At 68.3% G+C, this 25,186-nt stretch carries 19 protein-coding genes; 4 read left to right on the forward strand and 15 right to left on the reverse strand.

Annotated features, from left to right (window positions below):
- Positions 1-86 precede the first annotated feature (86 nt).
- The 10 genes from hxsA to hflK all read right to left on the reverse strand — a co-directional run bounded on the left by hxsA (position 87) and on the right by hflK (position 9,534).
- Positions 87-731 (reverse strand): His-Xaa-Ser repeat protein HxsA, encoded by a 645-nt coding sequence (hxsA, locus tag FD678_RS11335; RefSeq protein WP_140723165.1) that lies wholly within the window; start codon positions 729-731, stop codon positions 87-89.
- Between the two features lie 2 nt (positions 732-733).
- On the reverse strand, positions 734-1,903 hold the full coding sequence (gene hxsC / locus FD678_RS11340) for a His-Xaa-Ser system radical SAM maturase HxsC (protein WP_140723168.1): 1,170 nt from the start codon (positions 1,901-1,903) through the stop codon (positions 734-736).
- Entirely contained in the window at positions 1,890-3,386 is a 1,497-nt protein-coding gene (gene hxsB / locus FD678_RS11345) for a His-Xaa-Ser system radical SAM maturase HxsB (RefSeq protein WP_140723172.1), read from the reverse strand. Before hxsB ends, hxsC begins: the two co-directional genes overlap by 14 nt.
- Positions 3,379-3,681, reverse strand: a complete 303-nt coding sequence (locus tag FD678_RS11350) for a hypothetical protein (RefSeq protein WP_140723175.1) — start codon at positions 3,679-3,681, stop codon at positions 3,379-3,381. Before FD678_RS11350 ends, hxsB begins: the two co-directional genes overlap by 8 nt.
- Positions 3,682-4,069: 388 nt before the next feature.
- The gene (locus tag FD678_RS11355; protein WP_218569659.1) at positions 4,070-4,828 is read right to left on the reverse strand and encodes a zeta toxin family protein; all 759 of its coding nucleotides are present in this window, start codon (positions 4,826-4,828) and stop codon (positions 4,070-4,072) included.
- A 61-nt stretch (positions 4,829-4,889) separates the two neighbouring features.
- On the reverse strand, positions 4,890-5,180 hold the full coding sequence (locus FD678_RS11360) for a hypothetical protein (RefSeq protein WP_140723181.1): 291 nt from the start codon (positions 5,178-5,180) through the stop codon (positions 4,890-4,892).
- Positions 5,181-5,410: 230 nt separating this feature from the next.
- Positions 5,411-6,703 (reverse strand): adenylosuccinate synthase, encoded by a 1,293-nt coding sequence (locus FD678_RS11365; RefSeq protein ID WP_140723184.1) that lies wholly within the window; start codon positions 6,701-6,703, stop codon positions 5,411-5,413.
- A gap of 218 nt (positions 6,704-6,921) precedes the next feature.
- A complete protein-coding gene (locus FD678_RS11370) occupies positions 6,922-7,107 on the reverse strand; it encodes a DUF2065 domain-containing protein (protein WP_140723187.1) in 186 nt (61 codons plus the stop codon).
- Positions 7,108-7,524: 417 nt separating this feature from the next.
- Positions 7,525-8,388, reverse strand: a complete 864-nt coding sequence (gene hflC / locus FD678_RS11375; protein WP_140723190.1) for a protease modulator HflC — start codon at positions 8,386-8,388, stop codon at positions 7,525-7,527.
- Positions 8,389-8,391: 3 nt separating this feature from the next.
- Positions 8,392-9,534 (reverse strand): FtsH protease activity modulator HflK, encoded by a 1,143-nt coding sequence (gene hflK, locus FD678_RS11380; protein ID WP_140723193.1) that lies wholly within the window; start codon positions 9,532-9,534, stop codon positions 8,392-8,394.
- A 142-nt stretch (positions 9,535-9,676) separates the two neighbouring features.
- On the opposite strand from hflK, the gene FD678_RS11385 reads away from it, so the two are divergent.
- The gene (locus FD678_RS11385; RefSeq protein WP_140723196.1) at positions 9,677-10,675 is read left to right on the forward strand and encodes a YhdH/YhfP family quinone oxidoreductase; all 999 of its coding nucleotides are present in this window, start codon (positions 9,677-9,679) and stop codon (positions 10,673-10,675) included.
- A gap of 335 nt (positions 10,676-11,010) precedes the next feature.
- Positions 11,011-11,382, forward strand: coding sequence for a twitching motility response regulator PilH (gene pilH / locus FD678_RS11390; protein WP_140723200.1), 372 nt, complete (start codon positions 11,011-11,013; stop codon positions 11,380-11,382).
- A 293-nt stretch (positions 11,383-11,675) separates the two neighbouring features.
- On the opposite strand, the gene FD678_RS11395 is transcribed toward pilH, so the two are convergent.
- Together FD678_RS11395 and FD678_RS11400 are read right to left on the reverse strand one after the other, a co-directional pair.
- Positions 11,676-12,554, reverse strand: a complete 879-nt coding sequence (locus FD678_RS11395; protein WP_140723203.1) for a DnaJ C-terminal domain-containing protein — start codon at positions 12,552-12,554, stop codon at positions 11,676-11,678.
- 116 nt (positions 12,555-12,670) lie between these two features.
- On the reverse strand, positions 12,671-13,138 hold the full coding sequence (locus tag FD678_RS11400) for an Hsp20/alpha crystallin family protein (protein WP_140723206.1): 468 nt from the start codon (positions 13,136-13,138) through the stop codon (positions 12,671-12,673).
- 153 nt (positions 13,139-13,291) lie between these two features.
- Between FD678_RS11400 and FD678_RS11405 the strand changes: the two genes are divergently transcribed.
- Complete coding sequence (locus FD678_RS11405) at positions 13,292-13,798, forward strand: peroxiredoxin (RefSeq protein ID WP_140723209.1); 507 nt, start codon at positions 13,292-13,294, stop codon at positions 13,796-13,798.
- A 14-nt stretch (positions 13,799-13,812) separates the two neighbouring features.
- Entirely contained in the window at positions 13,813-14,394 is a 582-nt protein-coding gene (locus FD678_RS11410; protein ID WP_140723212.1) for a ferritin-like domain-containing protein, read from the forward strand.
- Between the two features lie 649 nt (positions 14,395-15,043).
- On the opposite strand, the gene pbpC is transcribed toward FD678_RS11410, so the two are convergent.
- The 3 genes from pbpC to FD678_RS11425 all read right to left on the reverse strand — a co-directional run bounded on the left by pbpC (position 15,044) and on the right by FD678_RS11425 (position 25,128).
- Positions 15,044-17,362 carry a penicillin-binding protein 1C gene (gene pbpC, locus FD678_RS11415; RefSeq protein ID WP_218569660.1) on the reverse strand — a complete coding sequence of 773 codons (2,319 nt, stop codon included), beginning with the start codon at positions 17,360-17,362 and terminating at the stop codon, positions 15,044-15,046.
- Positions 17,363-17,828: 466 nt separating this feature from the next.
- Positions 17,829-22,754, reverse strand: coding sequence for an alpha-2-macroglobulin family protein (locus FD678_RS11420; RefSeq protein WP_140723218.1), 4,926 nt, complete (start codon positions 22,752-22,754; stop codon positions 17,829-17,831).
- 127 nt (positions 22,755-22,881) lie between these two features.
- The gene (locus FD678_RS11425; RefSeq protein ID WP_140723221.1) at positions 22,882-25,128 is read right to left on the reverse strand and encodes a TonB-dependent receptor; all 2,247 of its coding nucleotides are present in this window, start codon (positions 25,126-25,128) and stop codon (positions 22,882-22,884) included.
- Positions 25,129-25,186: the final 58 nt, after the last annotated feature.

Below are 25,186 nucleotides of genomic sequence, written 5' to 3' on the forward strand. Positions count from 1 at the left end.
CGCCACCTCTCTATTCTTGAATAGCATGGAGGGTCGATACAGGTAGAGGCACCAGCCAAATTCTTCGGCGTGTATGCCAGCCACGCTCAAAACCGTACACCTAGAGCATCCAGCGTGGGTGTCGTCATAGTTCCGGTAGCCCGAATGCCATGGGCGAGCTGGAACATGCGCAGGGCCGACTGTGTTTGCGGCGACAGCGTGCCATCGATGGCGCCAGGGTCATAGCCCTTGGAGTACAGCGCCGCCTGGACCCGCATGATGAGCAGCTTGAGCGCATCGGCGCTCCGGCCCTCTGTAACCGGCTTGGCCTTGGAGTTCGGCTCCAACGTCAGATTGTTGGACGCGGGCGATGTTCCTCGCGTCGTAGGCTGGAGACCTTGGCCATGCTGCCCTGCCGTACTGCTTTCGCTGCCTGCGCTGCTCTGTGAGTTCGCAGGTGCGGTGTAGATGCTCGGCGCGGGCGTATAGGTGGCCGGCGGTGAGGAATACGACCTGTAGGAACTGCCCGATCCGGATGAGTGGGATCGATGCGAGCTGTGCGAACGGTGCGAGCTGTGGCTTCGATGCCCGGCGTACAGGTTGTGTCGTCCGGCGTTGAGCGACGTGCTCAGCACGGTGGCGTACTTCCCATCCATTTCTGAAAGCCTGGATACATCGGCCTGACTCTTAGGTGGCTCCGTACCTACAGTGCCCAATGTGGCGGCACCAACAATCATCAAGGCATTGGACATGATTAGGCTTCCATAACAGGAGAGACAGCGCGGCTGGTCCACGTCGGCGTGACCCACGAGAAGAATCCGCCGCAACGCTGCCGAACAGAGCAGGCGTCGCACGCGGGCAGGTAGTCATTCTTCCAGGGGGAGATGCTTTGAACTGCGTAGGGCCACAGGGAGCGGTCAAGGGTGCACAGCGGCAAGTTATAGAGGGAGACGGGAATCCCTCCCTCCGCAAGCATGCTGACGGCTTCGGCCAGCACTTCGGCGTAGTCGGCCGGGTCGGCCCAAAGCTCGCGCTGGTGGGCCTTGGCGAAACCGATCGGCTCGATCCCCATCAAGGCGACATGCTCCACGAAGGGCAGGTTCCGCCAGATGTAGCGGGCCAGCTGCACCAGTCGCTCGAACGTCGGTCGTACCAGGACGACACGGATCTCGATCCGTTGCTTGGCGGCATCCAGCGCATACAGGCCGCGCAGGGTCTGGGCGAACGCCCCTTCGCTTTGCACGACGTAGTCGTGGAGCGCGTAGTGGTCGCCATACAAAGGCACGCCCCAGCTCAGGTTCGGATGAAGGCCAGCGAATTTGGCGTACAGGCCGGGATCGCGCAGTCTTCCGTTGGAAAGAATATGCAAATGCGTGTTCGGCAGTGCCTGCGCGCACTTGCGGACGACGGCGACCAGGCCGTCCCCCAGTAGCGTCGGCTCACCGCCGCTGATCGCCAGCGAGGGCTCCTCCAAGTCGATCAGGTCGATCAGGTCGAGCAAGTGCCGCACCCTCCAGTCGTCCTCCACGTCCCGGGGCGGCTGCGAGCACATCAGGCAATAGCTGTTGCAGCGCTCGGTGGCAAACAGGACATTGCCCGTATCGCCGCGCCGATAGCGAATCGCGATCTTGCGCTGAGCAGGATTGAGTTCGACCACATCCCCGGGCTTGCACAGGCCCGGTGGACCCTCCAGGCGAACGAACGGCACCTCGCCGGGTACCGCTGCGCCTGGCGGCGGCATCACCGCGCCCCAAGGAAGCTGCAACAAGGGTTTGCTCAGCTGCTCGGGAGCAACGTCCCGGAGGTCAAGCGCAAGGCGTTCCGCCGGCAGGCAGGTTTGGGCGAAGTCACCCAGATCGACCACCTTGAGAAGCGACGCCTTGGCAAACGGCGACAGATCAGCCTTGGTCTCAAGCGGCAACATCGGCCGCCTCGCTCTGGGAAGCTCTGGAAATCGCCCAAGACCGGATCAGGCGCTGGGTCCACCGATCGGCGTTCTCGTAGCGTTCCAGCAGGAAATCGAACAGACCCATATTCCGCTTGCAGAAATCGCTGCTCGGTCGATGCCCCACCGTGTCGCCCTGACGGGCGTAGTGTTCAATCGGGTCGGCCCCGCACATCGGCACGAACGCGCAATCGGCACAGGTCGGCAAGGCCTCCGCCACACCCGCTTCCAGCAAGCGGGCCATGGCGGGAGAAGAGAGCCACTGGGCTACCGGCTGGGACACATCACCCAGCGAGAATGTGTCATCGCCCATCGCGGCGAGCATCCGCGCCTCGTCGGAGGGGTAGACGCGTCCGTCATGGTCGTAAATCACGGCACCGAGCCCGGCACCTGACGGCGAGCGCAGATCGACGTAGCCGTGGCCGAACGACGTGAACAACTGGGATAGCAGCAGGGAGGCATAGGACTCCTCCATGGCATAGCCAGAGCGGTTGACCGCCACCAAGTGCTCGAACGCGCGCCTGTAGAAGGCGAGGTAGTCCTCCGTCGCGTATCCGGTACGCCGAGCCGTTCGGGTGGCGAACCCGTAGGGGCTCAAGGGTCGCAGCGAGATACTGTGGAAGCCCAGCTTCCGGTATTCGTCGATGATGGCTTCCGGGACCTCCAGGCTGTGCCGGGTCAGCGTCGTCAGCGCCGACACGCCCTCCTCTCCCAGCCAGCGACGGCCCAGCTCTATCCCATCGAGCGTCCGCCGGTAGCTGTCGCGGCCAGGACGCGGACGGTTGGCGTTATGGAGCCACTCCGGACCGTCAAGCGAAGTCGACAGCTTAAAGTGATGCTCTGCCAAAAAGGCCAACTGCGCTTCGGTGAGATCGTGCAATGTCGAAGCCAGGACGAAGCGCAGCGAGCGTCGAGCGGAACGGTTGCGCTCGACGATGCGACGAGTAATGGCCATCACCTGTTCGAAGTTGAGCAGGGGCTCGCCACCTTGGAACTCGATCGTCAGCTCTCGGCTTGGCCATTCGAACAGGCGTTCCACCGCCTGCTCGGCGTGCGATCCGGCCATATCGAACGTGGTGGCGGTGGTTTCCTGCCGCGATACTTGGCAGTAGCTGCAGGTGTGGTGGCAACGCAGCGAAACCACGAAGATGTGAAGCGCCGGCCCACCCAGAATGTAGGATTTGCGGCTGCGGATCTGGCTGAGCAGCGCAGACAGGCTACTTCGGCCGGCCTCGGCCATGACCAGGTGACGTGCTTCCAAGTCAGCGAACAGGGGCGAGTCAGTGGGCAGTTCATGCGAAGCGAATCGCTGAAGTTCCTCCATCCCCATCAGCAGCCAGTCCCCAGCCATCGAGGACACGAACGCCCGTCCCGGATCCCAGGGAAGGCGCCGGAACCGAAACGGCAGCAATTGATATGCCTGAGGGGCGGCAAACGCCTGCGGCGGCCTGAACCTAGACATCGACTGCCACTGGAGGCTGGGCTTGCAGCAAGGCCGCCCGAATCAGATCCTGCTGCAGCCCGGCCGTCTCTGCACGAACCAACGCCCTGAGGCGCTCGTCCAACAAGTCCCGAGAAAACCGGCCGGAAAGATCGGCCGGCAAAGGTCCGCCGTCCAAGGCCGTGAAGACCACGACCAAACCGTCGCCTTGGATCGTCAGCACCACATTCACTTGGCCCGTATAGCGATGCGCCGCCCGGGCCACTACTTCGTCTGAATACAGACGTCGGTCAACAACGTATTGCGAGCTTTCCATCGCTCATCCCCCCATGGATAGGCAAACTCTGCTCCTTACTGGCAACAGTTGCAATCGGGCAGCAGTGTCCCCCCATTCATGACTTGATCAAGAAATAACTTAGATTCCTTGGAGACATCCAAGCTGGCGGCCCATGATCGAAACAATTGCTTCTATTTTTCAACAAGATGCCGCTGATCAGCTCGGCAGATGAGCCGAATAGCGCCGATTATCGGCTCATGTCATGCAGACACGAGGAAGGCCGCCATCCTGACCCTCTCCCACACGACGAGAGAGGTGGCGAGACACTGGATCGAGCAAGCAGCAACGGGGCCCAGTCGGTTTACCGTCGGAAGTAAACCTGATCCCAGGTTTGTGGGGCGTCATCTGGACTGGTGGAGAATCGGCTTCAGGCTCCAGGTGCCCGTGCATCGGGGGCCTGGAACGATTGCCACAGCGAAGTTGCCGTGAACCATGCCGGCAACTGGGTGGCACGGATGCGCAACTCGTCCCCCTCCACGATTTCGGCCAGCAACTCATGGGCCTCGCCGGAGTTATCGAACACGTAGGCGCGGTTGGACGCCGCGCAGGCATCATCCAGCAGGTCGATGGAGCGACGGTAGCGCTTGCGAACGCGATCTTCCGGTACATCGTGGCCGCCCTGCGCGACCCGCTGCGCGACACGAGCCAGGTTGATGGCGGGATCGTCGGTGGCGACGAAGTAGAGGTAGGTGCGATAACCGCGTTCCTGCGCTTCGCGCATGAAGTCGATCTTGTCCGGTGAGGACATCACCGTTTCGAAAGTGAACGTGGTGTCCTGCTCCAGCAATCCCCTGCGGAACGCATCGGCCAATACTGCAGCTACGTAGGAGTTGACGCTTTCTGCGGGCAATCGCAACACGTCGCCCGCTTCAAGCACCAGCATTTCAGCCACCCCGTCCATGCCATGCTCGCGCAGTAGGACGGAGCTAGCCAAGTGAGCGCGCAAGCGTTGCTGTAAGTCCGCAGGCGGTCGCCGCAGTTGGAACGGCGACAGATCCAAGGTACTGGCCTGCCGCAGTTGCCGCTCGATGTCGTCGGCGTTCACATAGACCCCGATCCATTCGGGGCGCAGCAACCCCAGGATGGTGCTCTTGCCGGATCCATTGGGGCCTGCGAAGACCCTCATGCGGGGCTGGGCGGCACCTATGCCCGTTTTGGCTCCATCCGCAGCTCGTGGCATTAGCCGCTCAGCGCTTCGTCGCCGGCCTGGATGTAGTTGGCTTGAGGCCAGGCGTGCGAACCCGCTTAAGTATGGTCCCCACTGAGGCGGGCGTGCTGTCGGGCAGACGCTTGATCACCACGTCCTGGCCACTCGCCCGACGTTCCACCAGCAAGCCACCGACCGACTTCATCACCACCCATCCGGTCTGCTTCAGGGCTCGCGCATGCGCCTCGCGGCCGGCCCGAGCGGCCAATGCGGGGATGCGGTCCTCTGCGGACTGCATGGACGCTTCGTTGAGCGGTTTGGCGCGGCGCATGGTGGAAGTTCCTCTGTCGCGAAGAGCCATCATTGTGCTACGTAAGCGCCGCTGCTGCACCAGGGCCTCCACACGACACCGGGAATCCGCTGCGTGCGTGAGCCGAACGACAATGCCCATTCAGGTTCGTGCAAAAAGCAAGAAAGGCCCCCGCGGGCCTTTCCTTGAAGCTTCGCCCTCTCCCGTGCGCGAGAGAGGGCGTAACGCCAGGAGGTTACGGGAGCCTTGGATCAGGCAAACGGATCCTGCAACACCATCGTGTGCTCGCGGTCCGGGCCGGTGCTGACGATGCTGATCGGGCAGCCGGCCAGTTCCTCCAGCGCGCGCAGGTAGGCGCGGGCGGCGGGCGGCAGTTCGTTCCAGTTGGTGATGCCGTGGGTGTTCTCGCTCCAGCCGGGGAACTCCAGGTACACGGGGGTGCACTCTTCCCAGCCCTGGGCGTCGAGCGGGGCGTACTCGGTGCGCTTGCCGCGGTACTCGTAGGCGATGCAGACCTTGAGCTTTTCCATGCCGTCGAGCACGTCGAGCTTGGTGATGCACAGGCCGGAGATGCCGTTGATGGCCACGGCGCGCTTGAGCGCGACGATGTCCATCCAGCCGCAGCGGCGCGGGCGGCCGGTGGAGGCGCCGTACTCGGCGCCGCGGTCGCGGATGCCCTGGCCGATCTCATCGTCCAGCTCGGTCGGGAACGGGCCGCCGCCCACGCGGGTAGCGTAGGCCTTGGCGATGCCCAGCACGTAGTCGATGTCCTGCGCGCCCACGCCGGTGCCGGCCAGCGCGCCGCCGACGGTGGTGTTGGAGCTGGTGACGTACGGGTAGGTGCCGTGGTCGATGTCCAGCAGCGCGCCCTGCGCGCCTTCGAACAGCACGCGCTTACCCTGCTTGCGCAGGTCGTGCAGGATGCCGGCCACGTCGGACTTCATCGGCTGCACGTACTCGCCGAAGGCCAGCGCCTCGTCCAGGGTCTTCTGGAAGTCCACCGCCTCCACGCCCAGGTACTTGGTCAGCACGAAGTTGTGGTAGTCCAGCGCGGTGCGCAGCAGCTCGGCCAACTGGTCCGGGTAGTGCAGGTCGGCGACGCGGATGCCGCGGCGCGCCACCTTGTCCTCGTAGGCCGGGCCGATGCCGCGGCCGGTGGTGCCGATGGCCTTGCCGCCGGCAGCCTTCTCGCGCGCCTGGTCCAGCGCGATGTGGTACGGCATGATCAGCGGCGCGGCCGGGGAGATCTTCAGGCGCGAGCGCACTTCCACGCCGGCGCTCTCCAGCTCCTCGATCTCCTTGCGCAGCGCGGCCGGGGAGATCACCACGCCGTTGCCGATCAGGCACAGCGCGCCTTCGCGCAGGATGCCGGAGGGAATCAGGTGCAGGACGGTCTTCTTGCCGTTGATGACGAGGGTGTGGCCGGCGTTGTGGCCGCCCTGGAAGCGCACGACGGCACCGATTTCCTCGGTGAGCAGATCGACGATCTTGCCTTTGCCTTCATCGCCCCACTGGGCACCGAGCACGACTACTGACTGACCCATGACGGGTGACTCCTGAGTTTTGAGCGGCCATCGGGGCCGCGGGATGGGCCGTGCGCGGGGCGGCGCCGGGTGCCGGCTCCATCGGGGAGGACGGCGGCGGGAGCCCTTACACGGAAAAAGCCGATCGGGACATGCCCGGCCGGCTTTTGTGCATTATCCGGGTTTCCGGTGGCGGGTACCACCCTGCCCCGTTCAGCGTGGCCCGGCGCCCGGCCGGGTCAGTGGCGTACCCACCACAGCGCCACCAGGCCGATGGACAGGGTGATGGCGCCGAAGATGCGCAGCTGGAAGGTGTGCAGGCCGAGCAGTTGTTCGGCCAGGCGCTTCCAGGCCAGCGGGGCGGCGAACAGGAACAGGCCTTCGAGGACGGCCACCAGGCAGAGGGCGGAGAAGAAGTCGTGCATGGGATCCGGCGCTGGGGGGCGTGTTGTTGGGGGGCGTGTTCGTAGCCTCTCTCCTGGAGGAGAGGGGCTTTGTGGCTTGGTGGTTTGGGCTTGGTCGGGGCTTCGCCTTCTTGCCCTCACCCCAACCCCTCTCCCCCGAGGGGGAGAGGGGCTTTGTGGCTTGGGGCGTTTGGGCTGGTCGGGGCTTCGCCCCTTGCCCTCACCCCAACCCCTCTCTCCCGAGGGCGAGAGGGGCTTTGTGGCTTGGGGGGTTTGGGCTGGTCGGGCTTCGCCCCTTGCCCTCACCCCAACCCCTCTCCCCCGGGGGGGAGAGGGGCTTTGTGGCTTGGGGGTTTGGGCTGGTCGGGGCTTTGCCCCCTGCCCTCACCTCACCCCTCTCCCCCTCGGGGAGAGGGGCTTTTAGGGCGCTGGGCCGGGTTAGCGGTCGTTCTTGAGGTACTGCAGGAACGGGTCGTTCTTGTCGAGCACGATCACGCCGTTGCCGTCGGTCATGGAGTTCCGGTAGGCCTCCAGGCTGCGGTAGAAGGCGTAGAACGACGGGTCGGCACTGCCGGCCTTGCCGTAGATGCGGGCGGCCTCGGCGTCGCCTTCGCCGCGCAGCTTCTGCGCGTCGCGCTCGGCGTCGGCCACCAGCACGGTGGACTCGCGGTCGGCCTGGGCGCGGATGCTCAGCGACTGCTCCTCGCCCTCGGCGCGCAGCTTGGCGGCCTCCTGCTTGCGCTGGGCGCGCATGCGCTCGTACACGTCGGTGATCACCTGGCTGTCGGTCGGCAGGTCGATCTGCTTGATGCGCAGGTCGGTGATCTGCATGCCCAGGCCTTCGATCGCCTTGTTGATGCCGGCCAGCTGGTTGGCGATCAGTTCGCTGCGGTCGCCGGACACCAGCTGCTGCAGCGTGCGCGAGTTGATCTGGTTGCGCAGCGAGTCGGTGATGATCGGCGCCAGGCGGGAGTTGGCGATCGATTCCTCGCCGCCGGTGGCGCGGTAGAAGGCGCGCACGTCGGAGATGTAGCCGATGGCGAAGAAGTCGACGCTGACGTCCTTCTGCTCGGCGGTGAAGTAGCGCGCCGGGGCGGTGTCGAGCACCTGGAAGCGGCGGTCGAACACGCGCACCGATTCCACCAGCGGGATCTTGAAGTGCAAGCCGGGCTTGAGGTCGGCGCGCACCACGCGGCCGAGGTTGAGGACCATGGCGGTCTGGTCCTCGCGCACTACGAACACCGAGCCGAACAGGCCCAGCAGCACGACGATCGCCAGTGCGATCCAAGCGGAATTCTTCATCGGTCAGTTCCCCTCACGGCCGGTCGGTCGCGGGCCGCGATCCGGGTTGCGGATGCCGCCTTCGGTGGAGCCGGCGCTCTGCAGCGGCGGCATCGCCGCCTCCTGCGAGATCAGCGGCAGGCTCGACGCCGGGATGCCGGTGCCGGTCGCGGCGGCGGTCTTGGCCGGGTCGGCCGGCATCGGCACGTAGATCAGCTGGCGGCCGTCGCCGCCGATGACCTTGCGGTTCTCCGACAGCACCTTCTGCACGGTCTCCAGCCACAGCCGCTTGCGGGTGACCTCCGGCGCGTCCTTGTACTGCTGTTGCAGCAGGGTGAAGCGGTCGGCGTCGCCCTCGGCCTTGGAGATCACCGCGTCCTTGTAGCCCTCGGCCACGGTGCGGATGCGGGCGGCCTGGCCGCGCGCTTCCGGCACCACCTTGGCGGCGTAGGCCTGGGCCTCGTTGATCAGGCGCTCGCGCACCTGCTGGGCGCCGTTGACCTCGTCGAAGGCCGGCTTCACCTCTTCCGGCGGGCGCGCGTCGGGCAGGGTCAGGCCGGTCACCACCAGGCCGGTGTTGTAGGCGCCCAGCGAGGCCTGCAGGCGCTCCTTGGCGGCGGTCGCCAGCGGGCCGCGGTTGTTGAGCACCGCGTTGAGGTCGGAGCGGCCGACCTGCTCGCGCACCGCGCTCTGCGCGGCCTGCTCCAGCACCAGGTCGGCGTTGCGCGAGCCGAACAGGTACTGGCGCGGGTCGTCGATGCGGTACTGCACGTTGAGCGCGACGTTGACGATGTTCTCGTCGCGGGTCAGCACCGGCACCTGGTTGGAGAAGGTCTTGATCTCGGTCGCGTTGACCTTGCGCACCGACTCGATCGGCCAGGGCAGCTTGAAGTTCGGGCCGGGCTGCAGGATCCGCGAGAACTGGCCGAAGCGCAGCACCACGCCGCGCTGCTGTTCGCCGATCAGCTGGAAGCTGGACAACAGCACCAGCACCGCCACCGCGGCCAGCACCCAGCGCCAGACACCCCCGTCGAACAGGTCCTTCAGCGGACCGGGGATCTCCCAGCCTCCGCCTCCATTGCCGCCACCGCCGCGCGGGTTCCAGCCGCCGCGCCGGTTGTCGTCAGGGCCGCCAGTGCCCTTGCTGCCGGGTGTATTCCAGGCCATGCACGCTCCATCCAGGTGGCGGCTGCGCGGGCCCTTCCCGCTGTGCCGCCCAATGTTGTCCGATCGATTCTAGCAATATGGGGCAGACCGGCCATTTCGAAAGGTCTATCTTGGTCCTTTCCCGTTTAATCGCGAGGCCACGATGGCGATCCCCGCACGCTTCCCCGCCTTCCGCATCCGCAACGACGACGCCGGCTACCGCGGCGGCATCGAGGAACTGGGCCTGGACGCGCTGGACCCGGGCGAACTGGTGGTGGAGGCGGCCTGGTCGTCGGTCAACTACAAGGACGCGCTGGCCGGCACCGGCAAGGGCAAGATCCTGCGGCGCTTCCCGCTGGTCGGCGGCATCGACGTGGCCGGGCACGTGGTCGCCTCCAGCGACCCGGCCTGGCGCGAGGGCGATGCGGTGATCGCCACCGGCTGCGGCCTGAGCGAGACCCGCGACGGCGGCTACAGCCGCTACGTGCGGCTGCAGTCGGCGGCGGCGATCGCGCTGCCGCCGTCGCTGGACCTGCGCGAGGCGATGGTGATCGGCACGGCCGGCTTCACCGCCGCGCTGGCGCTGCTGCGCCTAACCGAGAACCGGCAGGTGCCGGCGCTGGGGCCGCTGGCGGTGACCGGCGCGACCGGCGGGGTCGGCATGCTGGCGCTGGACATCTTCAGCAAGGCCGGGTTCGAGGTGCACGCGATCAGCGGCAAGGCCGACAAGACCGCGTTCCTGGAATCGATCGGCGCCAGCCGGGTGCTGGGCCGCGAGGCGCTGCAGACCACCCGGCCGCTGGAATCGGCGCGCTTCGGCGGCGGCCTGGACAACGTCGGCGGGCCGATGCTGGTCAGCCTGCTGGCGCAGACCGCGCCCTACGGCAACGTCGCCTCGGCCGGGCTGGCGGCCTCGCCGGAGCTGGACATGACGGTGATGCCGTTCATCCTGCGCGGGGTCGGACTGCTGGGCATCGGCTCGTCCGGCACTGCGCGCGACATCCGCGAGCGGGTCTGGGAGAAGCTGGCCGGCGACTGGCGGCCGCGGCACCTGGCGCGCATCTGCACGCGCGAGGTCGCGCTGGCGGAACTGCCGCAGGTGTTCGAGGCGATGCTGGCCGGACAGTCGTTCGGCCGGACCGTGGTGCGGCTGGGCGACTAAGCGCTCCTCGTCCGGCCTTCGGGCATCTCGCTTCGCGCCCCGGCCCGGTTCAGCGCGCCAGGCGTTCGGACGCGCGCCAGCCGGTGGCCCGCAAGCCACACGTCTTCGCCCCGCACGCGGGAGGATGGACAGGCAAGAGCGCTGCTTTCGGCGCGTGAACACACGCATTCGCGCACGCCGGTTTTGCTTTCCCTTCTCCCGCATGCGGGAGAAGGTGGCGCGCAGCGCCGGATGAGGGCAAGCCCGCTCCTGTTCGCCCCCATGGCGGGCCCCCGCGTCATCTTTCCCACGCGGAGGGCCTGGCTCTACACTCGCCGCACCACCTGGGGAACGATATGGCACGCATCCTGATCGTCGACGACTCGCCGTCGCAGCTGCTCGGCATCCAGCGCATCGTCGAAAAGCTGGGCCACCAGACCCTCACCGCCACCGACGGCGCGGCCGGGGTCGAGGTAGCCCGGGCCGAGCTGCCGGACCTGATCCTGATGGACGTGGTGATGCCCAACCTCAACGGCTTCCAGGCCACCCGCACGCTGTCGCGCGACGAGGCCACCCGGCACATCCCGGTGATCCTGGTCACCACCAAGGACCAGGACACCGACCGCATGTGGGGCATGCGCCAGGGCGCCAAGGCCTACATCACCAAGCCGTTCTCCGAGGACGAGCTGGCCGAGGTGATCGAGCGGGTCTTTACGCCCGGGGGCTGAGGGCCCCGCGGGCTCGCTGCTCCTGCTCATGCATGCCCGCGCGCCCTGGACCGTCGTCCCCGCGAAGGCGGGGTGAAGCGCCACTGTTTGCGAGCCATTGGCTCGCGTGGCGCCGAACGCCATCGGGCCTTGCCCGATGGCCGGGAGGCGAAGACCCAGCGACCTTCTGGCCGCGCGCGATAAGCCGCCGGGCTCCCGCCTGCGCGGAAGCGACGACTAAGGTTTCCGCTCGGGATTGCGCGAAAGCAGGATCGACGGCCTTGTTTCCGCGGAGCGCCCCCTGCCCTCACCCCTCAGACGCTCTCGCCGAACGCCTTGGCGAGATTGCGATAGGCCTTCTTCTGCGCCTCGTCGGCCGGCACCGGCGCGGTGACCTCCAGCTCGACGATCTGGTCGCCCTGCGGGTTGCCCGGCAGGCCGCGGCCGCGCAGGCGCAGCTTGCGGCCGGCCTCGGACTCGGCCGGCACCTTCAGTTCGACCGCGCCGCCCAGCGTGGGCACGCTGATCGTGGTGCCCAGCGCGGCCTGCCACGGCGCGACCTGCAGCGTGTACAGGATGTTCTGCCCGTCCACCTCGAACTGCGGGTGCGCGGCGTACTCGATCTCCAGCAGCAGGTGGCCGCCACCGTTGCCCTGCCCGCTCAGGCGGATCGCCTGGCCCGGCTTGATGCCCTTGGGCACGCGCACGTCCAGCTGCTTGCCGTTGACGGTGATGCGCACGCTGTCGCCGTTGTAGACGGCCTCCAGCGGCACCGCGAGCTTGGCGCGGGTGTCGCCGCGCGGCTGCGGGCCGGCGCCCGGGCCGCGGGCACGGCCGCCGCGCGCACCGGCGAACAGGCTCTCGAAGAAGTCGCTGAAGCCGCCGCCGGCGCCGCCGTTGCCGAAGATCTCCTCGAAATCGAACCCCTGCGCGCCGCCGAAGTTGGGCGCCCCGTGGAACTCGTCGCCCGGCCGGTAGCCCTGCGCGCGCAGCTGGTCGTAGGCGGCGCGCTTTTGCGGGTCGCGCAGCGCCTCGTAGGCCTCGTTGACGGCCTTGAACTTCTCCTCCGCCCCTGCCTCCTTGCTGACGTCCGGATGGTATTTGCGCGCCAGCCGGCGGTAGGCGGTCTTGATCTCGGCCTCGCCCGCGCTGGGTTCGACGCCGAGCGTCGCGTAGTAATCCTTGAATTCCATCCATCACCTCTGAAACAGGAAACGGCCCGCGGCCGCCAGGGCCGCGGGCCGGTCAACCGGCGGCCGGTCCGGCCCCATTCTAGGGCGAACCGGCGGTGGACCACGATGCCCGGCGCTTACTGCACCGTATCGCCGTTGCCCACCTGGATGCGCCGCGGCGTCGCCGCCGGCCGCTTGGGGATGCGGATCTCCAGCACGCCGTTGCGCCCGGACGCGGTGATGCCGTCGGGGTCGGCGCTGTCGGGCAGCGCGAAGCGGCGATGGAAGCTGCCGTAGCGGCGCTCGATGCGCGAGAAGCGGTCGGTCTCGGTCTTGCTCTCTTCCTTGCGCTCGCCCTTGATCGACAGGATGCCCTTGTCCATCTGCACCTCGATCTCGGCCGGGTCGATGCCCGGCAGGTCGGCGTAGATGACGAACTGGCTGGCCTCTTCCTTGATGTCCACGCGCGGCACCCACTGCGCGGTGACGACGGCGGACTCGTCGGTGTCGCCGGCCTGCTCGAAGAAGCGGTCGAACACCTGCTTGATCTCGTTCTGCAGTGCGGCCTGGCCCGGCCACGGGTGGTGATAACGGACGATGCTCATGAATGCCTCCACTGTCTGGGTCGGATGACGGGCTCGACGGCCGCGAGGGCCCTGCCCACGCGCACCGAAATAAGCGCGCCGCAGGGTTTTTCAAGCGTTTTGACGCTTCCTTTCCATGCCTGTTTGTAGTGTCCATTCATCCCAGGAGCCGCCATGTCCATCCAGATCGGCCAACGCATTCCCGAAGTCGTGCTCAAGCGCCTGCGCGAGGGCATGGAGAGCGTGGACACGCGCACGCTTTTCAGCGGGCGCAAGGTGGTGCTGTTCGCCATCCCAGGCGCGTTCACGCCCACCTGTTCAGACAAGCACTTCCCCGGCTACGTGGAGCATTTCGAGGAGTTCCGCCGCCGCGGCATCGAGGTGTACTGCGTGGCGGTCAACGATCCGTTCGTGATGCGCGCCTGGGGCCGCAGCCAGTCGGCGCCGGCGGGCCTGTTGTTGCTGCCGGACGGCAACGGCGATTTCACCCGCGCCCTCGGCATGGAGATGGACGCCAGCAGCTCGGGCATGGGCCTGCGCTCGCGCCGCTACGCCCTGTATGCCGACGACGGCACGGTGCGCGCCCTGTTCGTCGAGGAACCGGGCGAATTCAAGGTGTCGGCTGCCGACTACGTGCTGCAGCGCATACCGGAGTCGACCACTCCCACACCCCACACCTAGAGGAACGGCCAGCCATGACCCAGCCAGCCAAGCAGACCCGACCGAACGCCAGCACGTCCTCCATCCCCGGCATCGACGACAGGGCCACCCTGCGCGCCAATGCGCGCAAGAGCATCGAGGATGGCGCGATCACCGACACCTATACGGCCGACCGCGAGGCGGTGATCAAGATGCTCAACGACGCGCTCGCCACCGAATACGTCTGCGTGCTGCGCTACTACCGCCACTACTTCATGGCCAAGGGCATGCTGGCCGACGCGGTCAAGGGCGAATTCCTCGAACACGCGCAACAGGAGCAGGCGCACGCCGGCAAGCTGGCCGAGCGCATCGTCCAGCTCGGCGGCGAGCCCGACCTCAACCCGGACACGCTGAGCGCGCGCTCGCACGCCGAGTACAAGGAAGGCACCGACCTGCGCGACATGGTGCGCGAGAACCTGGTCGCCGAGCGCATCGCCATCGACAGCTACCGGCAGATGATCAACTTCGTCGGCGACAAGGACACCACGACCAAGCGCATCCTCGAGGAGATCCTGGCGCAGGAAGAAGAACACGCCGACGAATTCGCCGACCTGCTGGACGGTTGGATCGGCGAGTAGTTCGCGCTGGATCAGCCGGAGCCGTCCTGCATTAAGGTGTCTCGAACCCCATTGTGGGAGCGGCTTCAGCCGCGATGGGCCTTGCCGGTAAAGCCCGTCGCGGCTGAAGCCGCTCCCACAGGGTTAAAGCGAAAGCTCGCTAGCTGCTTGGGGCATGCGAGCCATGCGGAAATGCTGGATTACGGCGCACGGTGCTCAACGCAGCACCCGGAACCGCATGCTCGCTCACGCCCCGTCCTCCCTGCGCCACTGTCCTGCATCGTGGCGTCTCGAATCCCCCTTGTGGGAGCGGCTTCAGCCGCGATGGGCCTTGCCGGTAAAGCCCGTCGCGGCTGAAGCCGCTCCCACGGGTAAAGCGAAAGCTCGCTAGCCGCTTGGGGCATGCGAGCCATGCGGAAACGCTGGATCGCGGCCCACGGCGCTCAACGCAGCACGCGGAACCGTGCTCACCCACTCCCCGTCCTCTCCCTGCGCCACTGTCCTGCATTGCGGCGTCTCGAATCCCCTTGTGGGAGCGGCTTCAGCCGCGATGGGCCTTGCCGGTAAAGCCCGTCGCGGCTGAAGCCGCTCCCCACAGGTAAAGCGAAAGCTCGCTAGCCGCTTGGGGCATACGAGTCATGCGGAAACGCTGGATCGCGGCCCACGGCGTTCAACGCAGCACCCGGAACCGCACGCTCCCCCATGCGCCGTCCTCCCCCAGCGCCGTCAGCACATGCTCGCCGGCCTCGCCGAAATCGCGCTGGAATACCCGCGCGCCTTCGGTGCGCGCGATCCAGCGCCCGTCCAGCAACCAGTCGATGCGCGCCTCGCTGCCGAGCGCGCGTACCTGCAACCGCACCGGATGCGTGCTGCCCGGCGCGCGCGCGAGCGTGGCCCGGTCCGTGATGCCATCGATGCGCAGCAGGCCGCCCGCGTCGCGCCCGTCCGGCGCGCAGTCAGGCGCCAGCGGCGGCAGCTGCGCCGCGCGCCGGTCGCCTTCGCCCAGCCACGGCGACAGCAAGGCCGGCCAGCGCGCGATCTCGCGCGCCTCGCGCCGGTGCGGCAGGCGGCAGTCCGCCGAAAGGCGCAGGCCGCTGCGGACATCCACCTCGAACCGCTCGATTCCGCCGCGCCACAGCCGCGCATCGCGCTCGGCGAACGTCGGCGGCACCGCGCCGTCGAGCGCGTAGGCGCTCATGCGCCGCCGGCACGACGAGGCCTCGGTCGCATCGGCGGCGAGCCCCAGCGGCCAGCAGATGTCGAGCTGCCGCACGTTGCCCGGCATCGGTGCGGGCGCGGCGTCGGACTGCTGCCGCGGCAACGCGTCGATCACCTCGAACATCAGCGGCAACGCGGTGACCGCGCCGTACTGGCCGGGCAGCGGCGTGCCGTCCGGGCGACCGACCCACACGCCGACCGTGTAGCGGCGCGTGGAGCCGATCGCCCAGGCGTCGCGGAAGCCGTAGCTGGTGCCGGTCTTCCAGGCCACGCGCGGCCGCGTGGCGGTATCGAACGTGCCCAGGCCATAGCCCGGGCGCGGGTTGGCCTCGAGGATCTCGCGCACGATCCAGGCCGCGCCGGGCGACATCACCCGCCGCTCGATGCGCGGGGCGTCCGGCGTGTAGCGCACGCGCCCGGCGATACCGCCGCGATTGAACGCGGCGTAGGCGCCGACCAGTTCCTGCAGCTGCGCGCCGGTGCCGCCCAGGATCAGCGCCAGGTTCGGCGTGCTGCCGCGCGGGAAGCGCAGCTTGATGCCGGCGTTGTCCAGGCGCGCGGCGAAGCGCGCCGGGCCGACCCGGTCGAGCAGGTCCACCGCCGGCACGTTCAGCGAGAGCCGCAGCGCCTCGGCGGCGCCGACGGGGCCATTGAACGCGGCGTCGAAGTTGCCCGGACGGTAGTCGCCGAAGCTCTGCGGCGCGTCCACCAGCAGGCTCTCGGAGTGGATCAGCCCGTCGTCCAGCGCCATGCCGTACAGGAACGGCTTGAGCGTGGAACCGGGCGAGCGCCAGGCCTGCACCATGTCGACGTGGCCGAGCCGCCTGGCATCGCCGAAAGCGACCGAGCCGACGTAGGCGCGCGCTTCCAGCGAGGCGTTGTCCACCACCAGCAGCGCCGCCGAGGTGCGCTCGGGCAACTGCGAGAAGTACGCGGCCACGCGTTCTTCCAGGGTGCGCTGCAGCTCGATGTCGATGGTGGTGGCGATGCGCGCGGCCTTCGGCTGCCGGCCGCGCAGGTGCTGGGCCAGCAGCGCCGCGTGCAACGGCGGCTGCAGCGAGCGCGCCACCACCGGCTCGATGCGGGCATCGTCCACGTCCGCCCGCGTCCACGTGCCGAGCGCGGCCATGCGGTCGAGCACCTTGTCGCGCGCCGCGCGCGCGGCCTCCGGATGGCGGTCCGGGCGCAGCCGGCTCGGCGATTGCGGCAGCACCGCCAGCAGCGCCGCCTCGGCATGCGACAGGCGCGCGGCCGGCTTGCCGAGATAAGCCCAGCTGGCGGCCTCCACGCCTTCGATGGTGCCGCCGTAGGGCGCGCGTTCGAGGTAGAGCTGCAGGATCCGGCGCTTGTCCAAGTGCGCTTCCAGCTGCAGCGCGCGCAACAGTTGCTTGAGCTTGCCCCAGGGCGTGCGCGTGTGCGGATCGAGGATGCGCGCCACCTGCATGGTCAGGGTCGAGCCGCCCGAGACGATGCGGCCGTTGCCCAGCCATTGCGCGCCGGCGCGCAGCAGCGCCCAGGGATTGATGCCGGGGTGGTGCCAGAACGCGCGGTCCTCGTAGTTCAGCAGCGCCTGCAGGTACAGCGGCGAGACGCTTTCGGGCGTGGCGGGATAGCGCCAGACGCCCTCGGCATCGGCGAACGCGCGCAGCGGCGTGCCGTCGCGCGCGACCACCAGCGTGGAGGTATCGCGCGATTTCGGCAGCGGCGGGGGGAAGGCGACATCGAGCAGCAGCAGCGTCGCCAGCAGCAGCGCTGCACCCAGGCGCAACACCTTCCAGGCGCGGCGGCGATGGGCCCGCCTTCGCGCACGCGTTGCCTCCGCGTGTTGTCCTTCATCCATCTGCGTACTCAATGGGTGCGATGCCAAGCGTCGGTTGCCGGCTCGAAGCGACCCGGGCCGCGTGAGCGAGGACACGATGCCGTGGTTTGTTGCTTTCGCAAGCACGAGAAGCCGGAGCGCCCTCATCCGCCCTCCGGGCACCTTCTCCCGTGAACGGGAGAAGGGACGAGCAAGAGCGCCTGCTTTCAGTGCGCGAACGCAGGCATCCACACACGCCGGCTTTGCCTTCCCTTCTCCCGCTTGCGGGAGAAGGTGCCCGGAGGGCGGATGAGGGCACATTCAACGCACGTTCGCGAATTCGCGGCTCAGGCACTTTATGACGGACCAGCAGAATCTTCCCGGCCATGATGCGCCATGAGGGGGCGCGGGCGCCCCCCGGACGCCGTGCGCCATGGCGCTACGGCTGCACCACTGTGATCGTGGTCGGGTTGCTGCGGCCGACGCCGCGCAGTTCCGGCCGGTACATGTCCTCCACCAGCGACGGCGGCACGGTGTAGGTACCCGGCGTTACCGCGCGCACCAGGTAGAACACCTGCGCCTTGCTGCCGGAGCCGAGGCTCAGCGCGGCGACGTAGCGGTCGTCGCGGAACTCCTCGTGCTTGACGTCGGCGGCGTTGGCGCGGTCGCTGATCTCGATCCCTTCCACCGCCACGTCGGCCCATTGCTTGGCGTCGCCGAGGTTGAAGTTCTCGATCTCCAGCCCCGCCGGCAGCAGGTCGGTGAGCAACGCGTCGGGCATCGAGGTGTTGGCGGTGATCGAAACGCGCACGATCAGCGCCTCGCCTTCCTTGAGCGGGCGCGGCGTCCACGGCTTGCCGTCGGTGGTGTACCAGCTGCGCTCCACGCCGATCTCGCGCGCGTCCGGCTCGGGCGGGTTGCGCGGGATGCCGGCCACTTCCAGGCTGGCGAACAGCGGCGCCTCGCCTTCGGGCACGAAGCGCACGCCGCGCGCGAGCTGGGCGCTGTCGAAGGCGCGGCCGAACAGCTTGGCCGGCTCGATCCGCTCGGACTGGTCGCCGACCTGCAGCTGCCCGCCCACCAGCTTCTTCTGGTCCACAAGCAGCGCCTTGCCCAGCCGCGCCAGCGCCACCTGCTCCTGCGTGCTCAGCCACAGCCAGCCGCTGTTGCGGCGCGCATCCAGGGCGCGGCCGAGGTCGACCGCGCGGGCGTCGTACTCGGGCTTGGACAGGCCGCGCTCGTGCAGCAGCGCGATCATCAGCGCATCGTCGCGCACGGGGCTGCCGTAGTCGCCGAAGTAGTACGGGCGCTCGGCGCTGTTCTTGTCGAAGCCGGCCTTGATCGCGGCCTGGCCGCGCTTGGCGTCGCCCTGCAGCGCCAGCGCGATGCCCAACTGCACTAGCGACAGCCCGCCGACCGCCTTGCCGCGCTCGTTGTCGTACAGCGCGCGCAGCGTGCCCAGCGGCGCGCGGTTGACCCGCGCCAGCACGTAGCCGGACCAGGCCTGGTTGGCGAACTTCAGCTCGTCGCGGCGCTCCTGGCCGTAGAACGGCAGGCCGCCGGCGAGCAGGTCCTCGCTGAGGCGGTTGAGCGCCTTCTGCAGCACGTTCTCCGGCACCGCGAAACCGGCCTCCTTGGCATCGAGCAGGAACTCGGCGATGTACGGGGTCAGCGCCGGATTGACGTAGCCGTCGTCGCCCCACATCGAGAAGTGGCCGCTGGAAACCTGCATCGAGGCCAGCCGGCCGAACGCGCCTTCCATGCGCTCGCGGCGCTTGTCGGTCTCCAGCCCCTTGCTGCCGAGCAGGCGGGCGGTGGCCTCGTCGAGCAGCAGCGCGGCGTAGCCCTTGCTGGTGGTCTGCTCGGCGCAGCCGTACGGGTAGTCCAGCGCGCCCTTCAGCGCGCTGGCGAACGGGATCGGCGGCAGCGCGCTGACCACCATGCGCGCGTTGACCGAACCGGACATCAGGCCTTCGGCCAGCCCGGCATCGAAGGCCACCGGCGCGATCGGATCGACCACCCGCGTCTGCGCGCGCAGCACCGACGGCCAGGCCGCGCGCACCGGCAGGTCGTAGCTGCGGTCGGCCTTGAAACCGTTGCCTTCCACGCGCACGCGCACCTTGGCGACGGTATAGCCCTCCTGCGCGGCGAGCGGGAAGTTCAGCGTGGTCTTGCCGTCCACGCCGAGCTTGACGCTGCGGCTGCCCTCGCCGATCGCGAGCGGGCCGACGCCCTCGACGCGCACGGCGAACTCGCCGGGCTTGCCGGTGAAGTTCTGCACGTCGAGCGTGACCGTGCTGCGGTCGCCCGGCGCCATCACCCGCGGCATGCTCGCTTCGGCCAGGATCGGCGCGCGCACCACGGTTTCCGCATCGCGGTTGCCGTAGCGCTCGTCGGCGTAGACCAGCGCCGACACGCGCAGCGTGCCGTTGAAGTCCGGCACCGGCAGCTGCACGCGCGCGTTGCCCTTGTCGTCGAGCTTGACCGAGCCGGAGAACAGGTCGACGGTCTGCACCCGCGCGGTCGGGCGCTTGGCCTGCGGCAGCGCCTCCAGCGCCATGTCGCCGCCGAACTTCAGCTTGCCGGTGCCGCCCTCGAAGCTCTCGATCACGCGCCCGTAGATGTCGTAGGCGTCCACGCCCAGGCGGCGCTGGGCGAAGAAGTGCGCCGGCGCGTCCGGCACCGGGAAGCGGGTGATGTTGAGGATGCCCACGTCGACCGCCGAGACCGTCACGTGCGCGGTCCGGCCGGCCAGCTCGGGCACGCTCACGGTGACCGGCAGCGGCTGTTCGGGCTGCATCTGTTTGGGCGCGACCAGGCCGACCGCGACGCGGCGCGCCTTGCGGTCCATCGGCACGTGCGCCACGCCGACCGCGCGTGCCGGGGTGATCTTGCTCGGCGCGCTGCCGCCGCGGAACACCAGCGCGGTGACGTAGACGTCGTGGCGCTCCCAGTCCTTGGTTACCGGGATCTCGAAGGTGCTGCCGGCCTTGGCGTCGATGTCCTGCACGTACAGCGGCTTGTCGCTCTCCACCAGCAGGATGCCCCTACCGGCGTGCGGCGGGGTCAGGGTGACCTTGAGGGTGTCGCCGGCGCGGTAGGCGGTCTTGTCCAGCGCCAGCTTGACCTTGTCGGGACGCGCGTCGAGGCCGCGGTTCTCGTCGTTCCAGCTCCAGCCGGCATGGAACGGGTAGCGCATGGTCAGCCCGGTGGCCGGGTCGAACACGTCGACGCGGTACTCGCCCCACTCCACCGGGAAGTCGAACTTGGCGGTTTCGGTGCCGACGTCGAGGGTGCGGGTCTGCTTGTTCTCGAAGCGGCGGGTGAAATCGTAGTCCCAGCGGTCGTCGGCGTAGGTCCAGTGGTAGTCGCGCAGTTCGCGCACCAGGGTGACCTTCAGGCCCTTGGCCGGCTGCGGCTTGCCATCGGCATCGACGCGGGTCAGTTCGAAGCGGGCGTTGCCGTTGGCGTCGGCGCCGTCGGCATCGTCGAACAGCGGGCGCACCGCCACCAGCGCCGGCGCGGGCCACAGCACGCGCTTGAGCGTGCGGCTGACGGTGCGGCCGCCGGTCTCGTAGACGCTGCCGGACACGATCGCGCCGACCGGCGTGGCCGGCTTGGCCGGCACCGGCAGCTCGATGTCCTCGGCCAGCTTGCCGTCCTTGCCGAATTCGGTGTCGATCACGTCCTTGGCTTCGCGCGGCAGCTCCTGGGTGGGATCGCCGAAGAACCACCCGGGCATGTTCTCCAGCGGGTGCTGCTCCACCGCCACCGCGAGCTTGGCGGTGAAGCGGTTGCCGTCCGCCGGTGCGCCGTACAGGTAGGCGGCGTCGGCGGTGAGCTTGAACGGCTCGCCGGGCCCGATCGTCTTCTGCGGGCTGCCCAGGTCGAGCTTCATGCGCTCGGGCAGAAACTCCTCCACCCGCACGGCCATGCCCTGCACCGCCTCCTTGCTGGCCGGGTCGGTGCGGAACTCCACCTGCCAGCGCCCGGTCGGCGCATCGGCGGGGATCGTCTGGGAGAACTCGAAATAGCCCTGCTCGCCCGGCTGCAGGCGGGTCTCGCGGAAGGTCTTGCCGTCGGGCTGCTTCAGGCGCAGGAACACCGGCTGGGCCTTGACCGGCTTGCCGTCGTTGTCGCGCAGGATCGCCGACACGCGCAGCGTCTCGCCCGGCCGGTACAGGTCGCGGCCGGACCAGGCGAACACGTCGAACCAGGCGTTCTCGCGCCCGGCCACCGCGAACTCGCTCAGGTCCAGCGCCGGCTGGTTGAACGGCAGCAGGGTCACGTCGCTGCCGCTGCGCGCCACCAGCACCTGGCCGGCGTCGAGCTTGTAGTTCAGCAGCGCGTTGCCGTTGCCGTCGGTGGCGCCCTTCAGGAACAGCTCGCCCTTGGCGTCGAGGACGCGCAGCTCGACGTTCTTCAGCGGCAGCCCCTCCTTGAGCGAGGCGGTGTGGACGAACAGCTGGTCTTTGTAGGCGCGCGCGTGCAGGCCGATGTCGCTGACGGTGAAGAACGCGGTGTCGTACTCGTTGTCGAAGCGCCCGGTGCGCTTCATCACCGCGAAGTACAGCCCGGGCTGCTGCAGCTCCTTGATGTCCTGGATCGGCAGGTAGGTCAGCGCGCGCTCGTTCTGCTTGCCGCCGAGCACGAAGCGATTGACGTAGACCGGCTCGGCCAGTTGCGAGATCGGCGACTTCTCGTCGTAGTCGCTGTCCAGCTCCCAGCTGCTGCGGCGGCCGCCGCGCTGGTACTGGCTGAAGAACGCCGGCAGCGCGTTCTCGCGCACGCGCAGGAACTCCACGTCCACTTCCGGCACGTTGACCGACACCACCGGCAGGCCGCGGCTCTCGCGCGCCGGCAGCACGCTGCCCTGCGAGGCGAAGCCGGCGGCCGGTTCCAGCTCGCCGGTGTAGACCTTCTCGCGCACTTCCTTGCCGAGCCGGCTGCCGTCGGCGGCCAGCAGGTCGGCGGAGAGGATCAGGGTGTAGTCCTTGGCGGCCTCGACGAACGGATAGCGCAGGGTCTTGCCGTCGTCGGACAGCGTCCAGCTGCTGTCGCCGTCGCCGACCTTCTCCTCGAAGCGCACCAGCTTGTCGAAGTCCTGGGTGCCGACCAGGGGGCGCGAGAACTCCAGCGCCAGCGACAGCCCGTCGCTCTTCTGGTCGGGGTAGGCGCGGACCAGGGCGAAGCCCTTGATCGCCTCCTTTTGGGCCTGGACGGCCTCGCCGCTGGGCTGCGGCAGCTGCCCGCTCTCGTTGCGCTTGCAGCCGGCCGCCAGCGTGGCCAGCAGCACCAGTGCGGCGATCCCCAGGACGCCACGGACGCGCGTTCCCGATCCCCTGCCCGCCTCATGCCGGTTCATGCATCGCTCCTTCGAATCCAGCGGCGAGTATAGCGCCGGCCCCTGGCGTCCTCGGCCACGGCCTGGCCCCAAAAAAGGACCGCCGGCGCAGGGCCGGCGGTCGGGGCATGGACGGACGGGCGGCCGGTCAGAACGCGGCGCGGAACTGCACGCCGACGATGCGCGGGTCGTTGATGAAACCGGTCAGGTTGTTGAAGTCGATCGCGCCGGTCGCGCGGATCTGGTCGGTGCAGTTGCGGCAGAACACCGAGGCCTCGTAGGCGCCGTTGGCCCAGGTATAGCCGATCTTGGCGCCGCCCTCGAGCAGCGGCTGGCCGACGAACTCGCGCGACTCGTACAGGAAGAAGTTGACCTCGCTGCGGTAGGACCAGTCGGTGTAGAAGAACACCTCGCCGTCGTCGCCCACCGGGATGCCGTAGCGCAGCGTGGCGTTGCCGATCCACTTGGCCGCCTGCGGCAGCGGGTTGCCGTACAGCAGGGCATAGCCATCGGCGTTGACCGGGTCGGTCGGCGTGCACATGCCCGAGCCGCAGCTCGCCGTGGCCAGGTCCCTGTCCTTGATCTCGGTGTGGTTGTAGCTGCCGCCCAGGGTGACGCGCAGGTTCTCGGTCAGCAGCGCCTCGAAGTTGAACTCGGCGCCGTAGGCCTCGGTCTTGTCGGCGTTGATCAGCTGGATGCTGTTGGTGGAACCGCCGACCGCGGTCAGCTGCTGGTCCTTGATGCTCATCCAGTACACGTCGAAATCCACGCGGGCGCGGCGGTCCCACAGGTCGGCCTTGACGCCCACCTCGTAGGAATCCACCTTCTCAGGATCCACCGCGGTCAGCGTGGCCGAGAACTGGCCCGGCGCGGAGAAGCTGCCGGCGCGGAAGCCGCGCGCGTAGCGCGCGTACAGGTTCACTTCGTCGTTGAGCGCATAGGTCGCGCTCAGGTCGCCGCTGACGTTGGAATCGCTGATCTTGCGCCCGTCCGGGAACGTCGGGTACGCGGTCGGGACCGAGAACGGATAGTCCCAGGCCAGCACGTCGAAGGTCTTCTTGTCGTAGGTGTAGCGCAGGCCGGCGCGCACGTTGAGCCGCTCGGAGGCCTGCCAGTTGATCGAGCCGAAGCCCGCCCAGGAGGTGTTCTTCTGGCGGGTCAGGTTGTAGCCGTCCCAACTGTCGTCGCTGCGGCCGGCCGGCGTGGTGTAGGCGAATTCCTCGCCCTCGACCTTGTCGTTGAAGTAGAAGACGCCGGCCTGCCAGTTGAGCGGGCCGTCGTACTGCGATTCCACGCGCAGCTCCTGGGTCCACTGGCTCAGGTCCTTGAGCCCGCTGGCGGTCTCGGAGGCGAAGGGGATGGTGCCCGGCCCGTAGGGCGGCACCGTGGTGTTGCCGCCGTCCACGTCGCCGCGGCTGTAGTACTTCGGGATCGCCTCGTAGCCGGTGATCGCGTGCAGCGCGATGTCGCCCAGGTCCCAGGTCAGGTTGAGGTTGCCGCCATAGGTGGTCAGCTGCTGGGTGTTGAATCCGTCGATGTAGACCTTGTCCGGGTCGAAGCCGTCGACCAGCTGGTTGGTGCCCGTCCGGAAGACGTTGGCGCGGAACAGGCGCGCGGTGCCGTTGAGCTTGCGCACGTGGGCGTTGAACAGCGCCTCGAAGTCCTCGCTCGGCTTGAACAGCACCTGCACGCGCGCGGCGGTGTCGTCGTAGCCTTCCAGCTTCTGCCCGCTGACCTGGCTGGTGATCCAGTCGTTGCGATGCTGCTGCAGCACCGACACGCGCGCGGCCCAGGCGTCGTTGATCGGGATGTTCACCGCGCCTTCCAGCGAGGTCGTGGCGTGGGTGCCGTAGGAGGCGTTGACGTAGCCGTCGCTGCTGCCGATCGCCGGCTTGACCGAGTTGAACTTGACCACGCCGGCCGGCGTGTTGCGGCCGAACTGCGTGCCCTGCGGGCCGCGCAGCACTTCCACGCCGGCCAGGTCGAACATCGGGAAGCCCTTCAGGAACGCGTTCTCGAGCACCACGTCGTCGTAGACCAGCGAGACCGGCTGCGAGGCGTAGGTGGTGAAGTCGGTGTTGCCGTAGCCGCGGATGTAGAAGCGCGGGAACACGCGGCCGTTGGAGGATTCCACGTTGAGGCTGGGCACCTTGCCGGCCAGCACGCGCACGTCCGAGGCGCTGGTGGAGATCGCGTCCAGGTATTCCGGCCGCAGCACCGTGGCCGAGACCGGCACGTCCTTGGAATCCTCCGCGCGCCGCTCCGCGGTCACCTGGATCGAATCGAGCTGGGCGACGCCGGTTCCCGAGGCCTGCTGGGCCGAGGCGGCGAACGGGGCGGTGGAAAGGACGGCTAGGGCAAGTGCGCTGATGCGCAGCGAGCGGTTGGCGGACATGGGTGCTCCGGGGCTGGAGAGGGCGACGGCGGTGGAAGAGATGGCGGCACGTGCCGCA

Source organism: Pseudomonas sp. Hp2 (assembly GCF_006386585.1).
In the GTDB taxonomy this organism is placed as follows: domain Bacteria; phylum Pseudomonadota; class Gammaproteobacteria; order Xanthomonadales; family Xanthomonadaceae; genus Pseudomonas_S; species Pseudomonas_S boreopolis.

Excerpts from the sequence above, each read along its gene's own strand:
- pilH (WP_140723200.1), top strand. The coding sequence starts at position 11,011 with ATGGCACGCATCCTGATCGTCGACGACTCGCCGTCGCAGCTGCTCGGC.
- FD678_RS11410 (WP_140723212.1), top strand. The coding sequence starts at position 13,813 with ATGACCCAGCCAGCCAAGCAGACCCGACCGAACGCCAGCACGTCCTCC.
- FD678_RS11385 (WP_140723196.1), top strand. The coding sequence starts at position 9,677 with ATGGCGATCCCCGCACGCTTCCCCGCCTTCCGCATCCGCAACGACGAC.
- hxsC (WP_140723168.1), bottom strand. The coding sequence starts at position 1,903 with ATGTTGCCGCTTGAGACCAAGGCTGATCTGTCGCCGTTTGCCAAGGCG.
- hflK (WP_140723193.1), bottom strand. The coding sequence starts at position 9,534 with ATGGCCTGGAATACACCCGGCAGCAAGGGCACTGGCGGCCCTGACGAC.
- FD678_RS11425 (WP_140723221.1), bottom strand. The coding sequence starts at position 25,128 with ATGTCCGCCAACCGCTCGCTGCGCATCAGCGCACTTGCCCTAGCCGTC.
- FD678_RS11365 (WP_140723184.1), bottom strand. The coding sequence starts at position 6,703 with ATGGGTCAGTCAGTAGTCGTGCTCGGTGCCCAGTGGGGCGATGAAGGC.
- FD678_RS11355 (WP_218569659.1), bottom strand. The coding sequence starts at position 4,828 with ATGAGGGTCTTCGCAGGCCCCAATGGATCCGGCAAGAGCACCATCCTG.
- FD678_RS11350 (WP_140723175.1), bottom strand. The coding sequence starts at position 3,681 with ATGGAAAGCTCGCAATACGTTGTTGACCGACGTCTGTATTCAGACGAA.
- FD678_RS11405 (WP_140723209.1), top strand. The coding sequence starts at position 13,292 with ATGTCCATCCAGATCGGCCAACGCATTCCCGAAGTCGTGCTCAAGCGC.
- hxsB (WP_140723172.1), bottom strand. The coding sequence starts at position 3,386 with ATGTCTAGGTTCAGGCCGCCGCAGGCGTTTGCCGCCCCTCAGGCATAT.
- FD678_RS11360 (WP_140723181.1), bottom strand. The coding sequence starts at position 5,180 with ATGCGCCGCGCCAAACCGCTCAACGAAGCGTCCATGCAGTCCGCAGAG.
- FD678_RS11395 (WP_140723203.1), bottom strand. The coding sequence starts at position 12,554 with ATGGAATTCAAGGATTACTACGCGACGCTCGGCGTCGAACCCAGCGCG.
- FD678_RS11400 (WP_140723206.1), bottom strand. The coding sequence starts at position 13,138 with ATGAGCATCGTCCGTTATCACCACCCGTGGCCGGGCCAGGCCGCACTG.
- FD678_RS11370 (WP_140723187.1), bottom strand. The coding sequence starts at position 7,107 with ATGCACGACTTCTTCTCCGCCCTCTGCCTGGTGGCCGTCCTCGAAGGC.
- FD678_RS11420 (WP_140723218.1), bottom strand. The coding sequence starts at position 22,754 with ATGAACCGGCATGAGGCGGGCAGGGGATCGGGAACGCGCGTCCGTGGC.
- hflC (WP_140723190.1), bottom strand. The coding sequence starts at position 8,388 with ATGAAGAATTCCGCTTGGATCGCACTGGCGATCGTCGTGCTGCTGGGC.
- hxsA (WP_140723165.1), bottom strand. The coding sequence starts at position 731 with ATGTCCAATGCCTTGATGATTGTTGGTGCCGCCACATTGGGCACTGTA.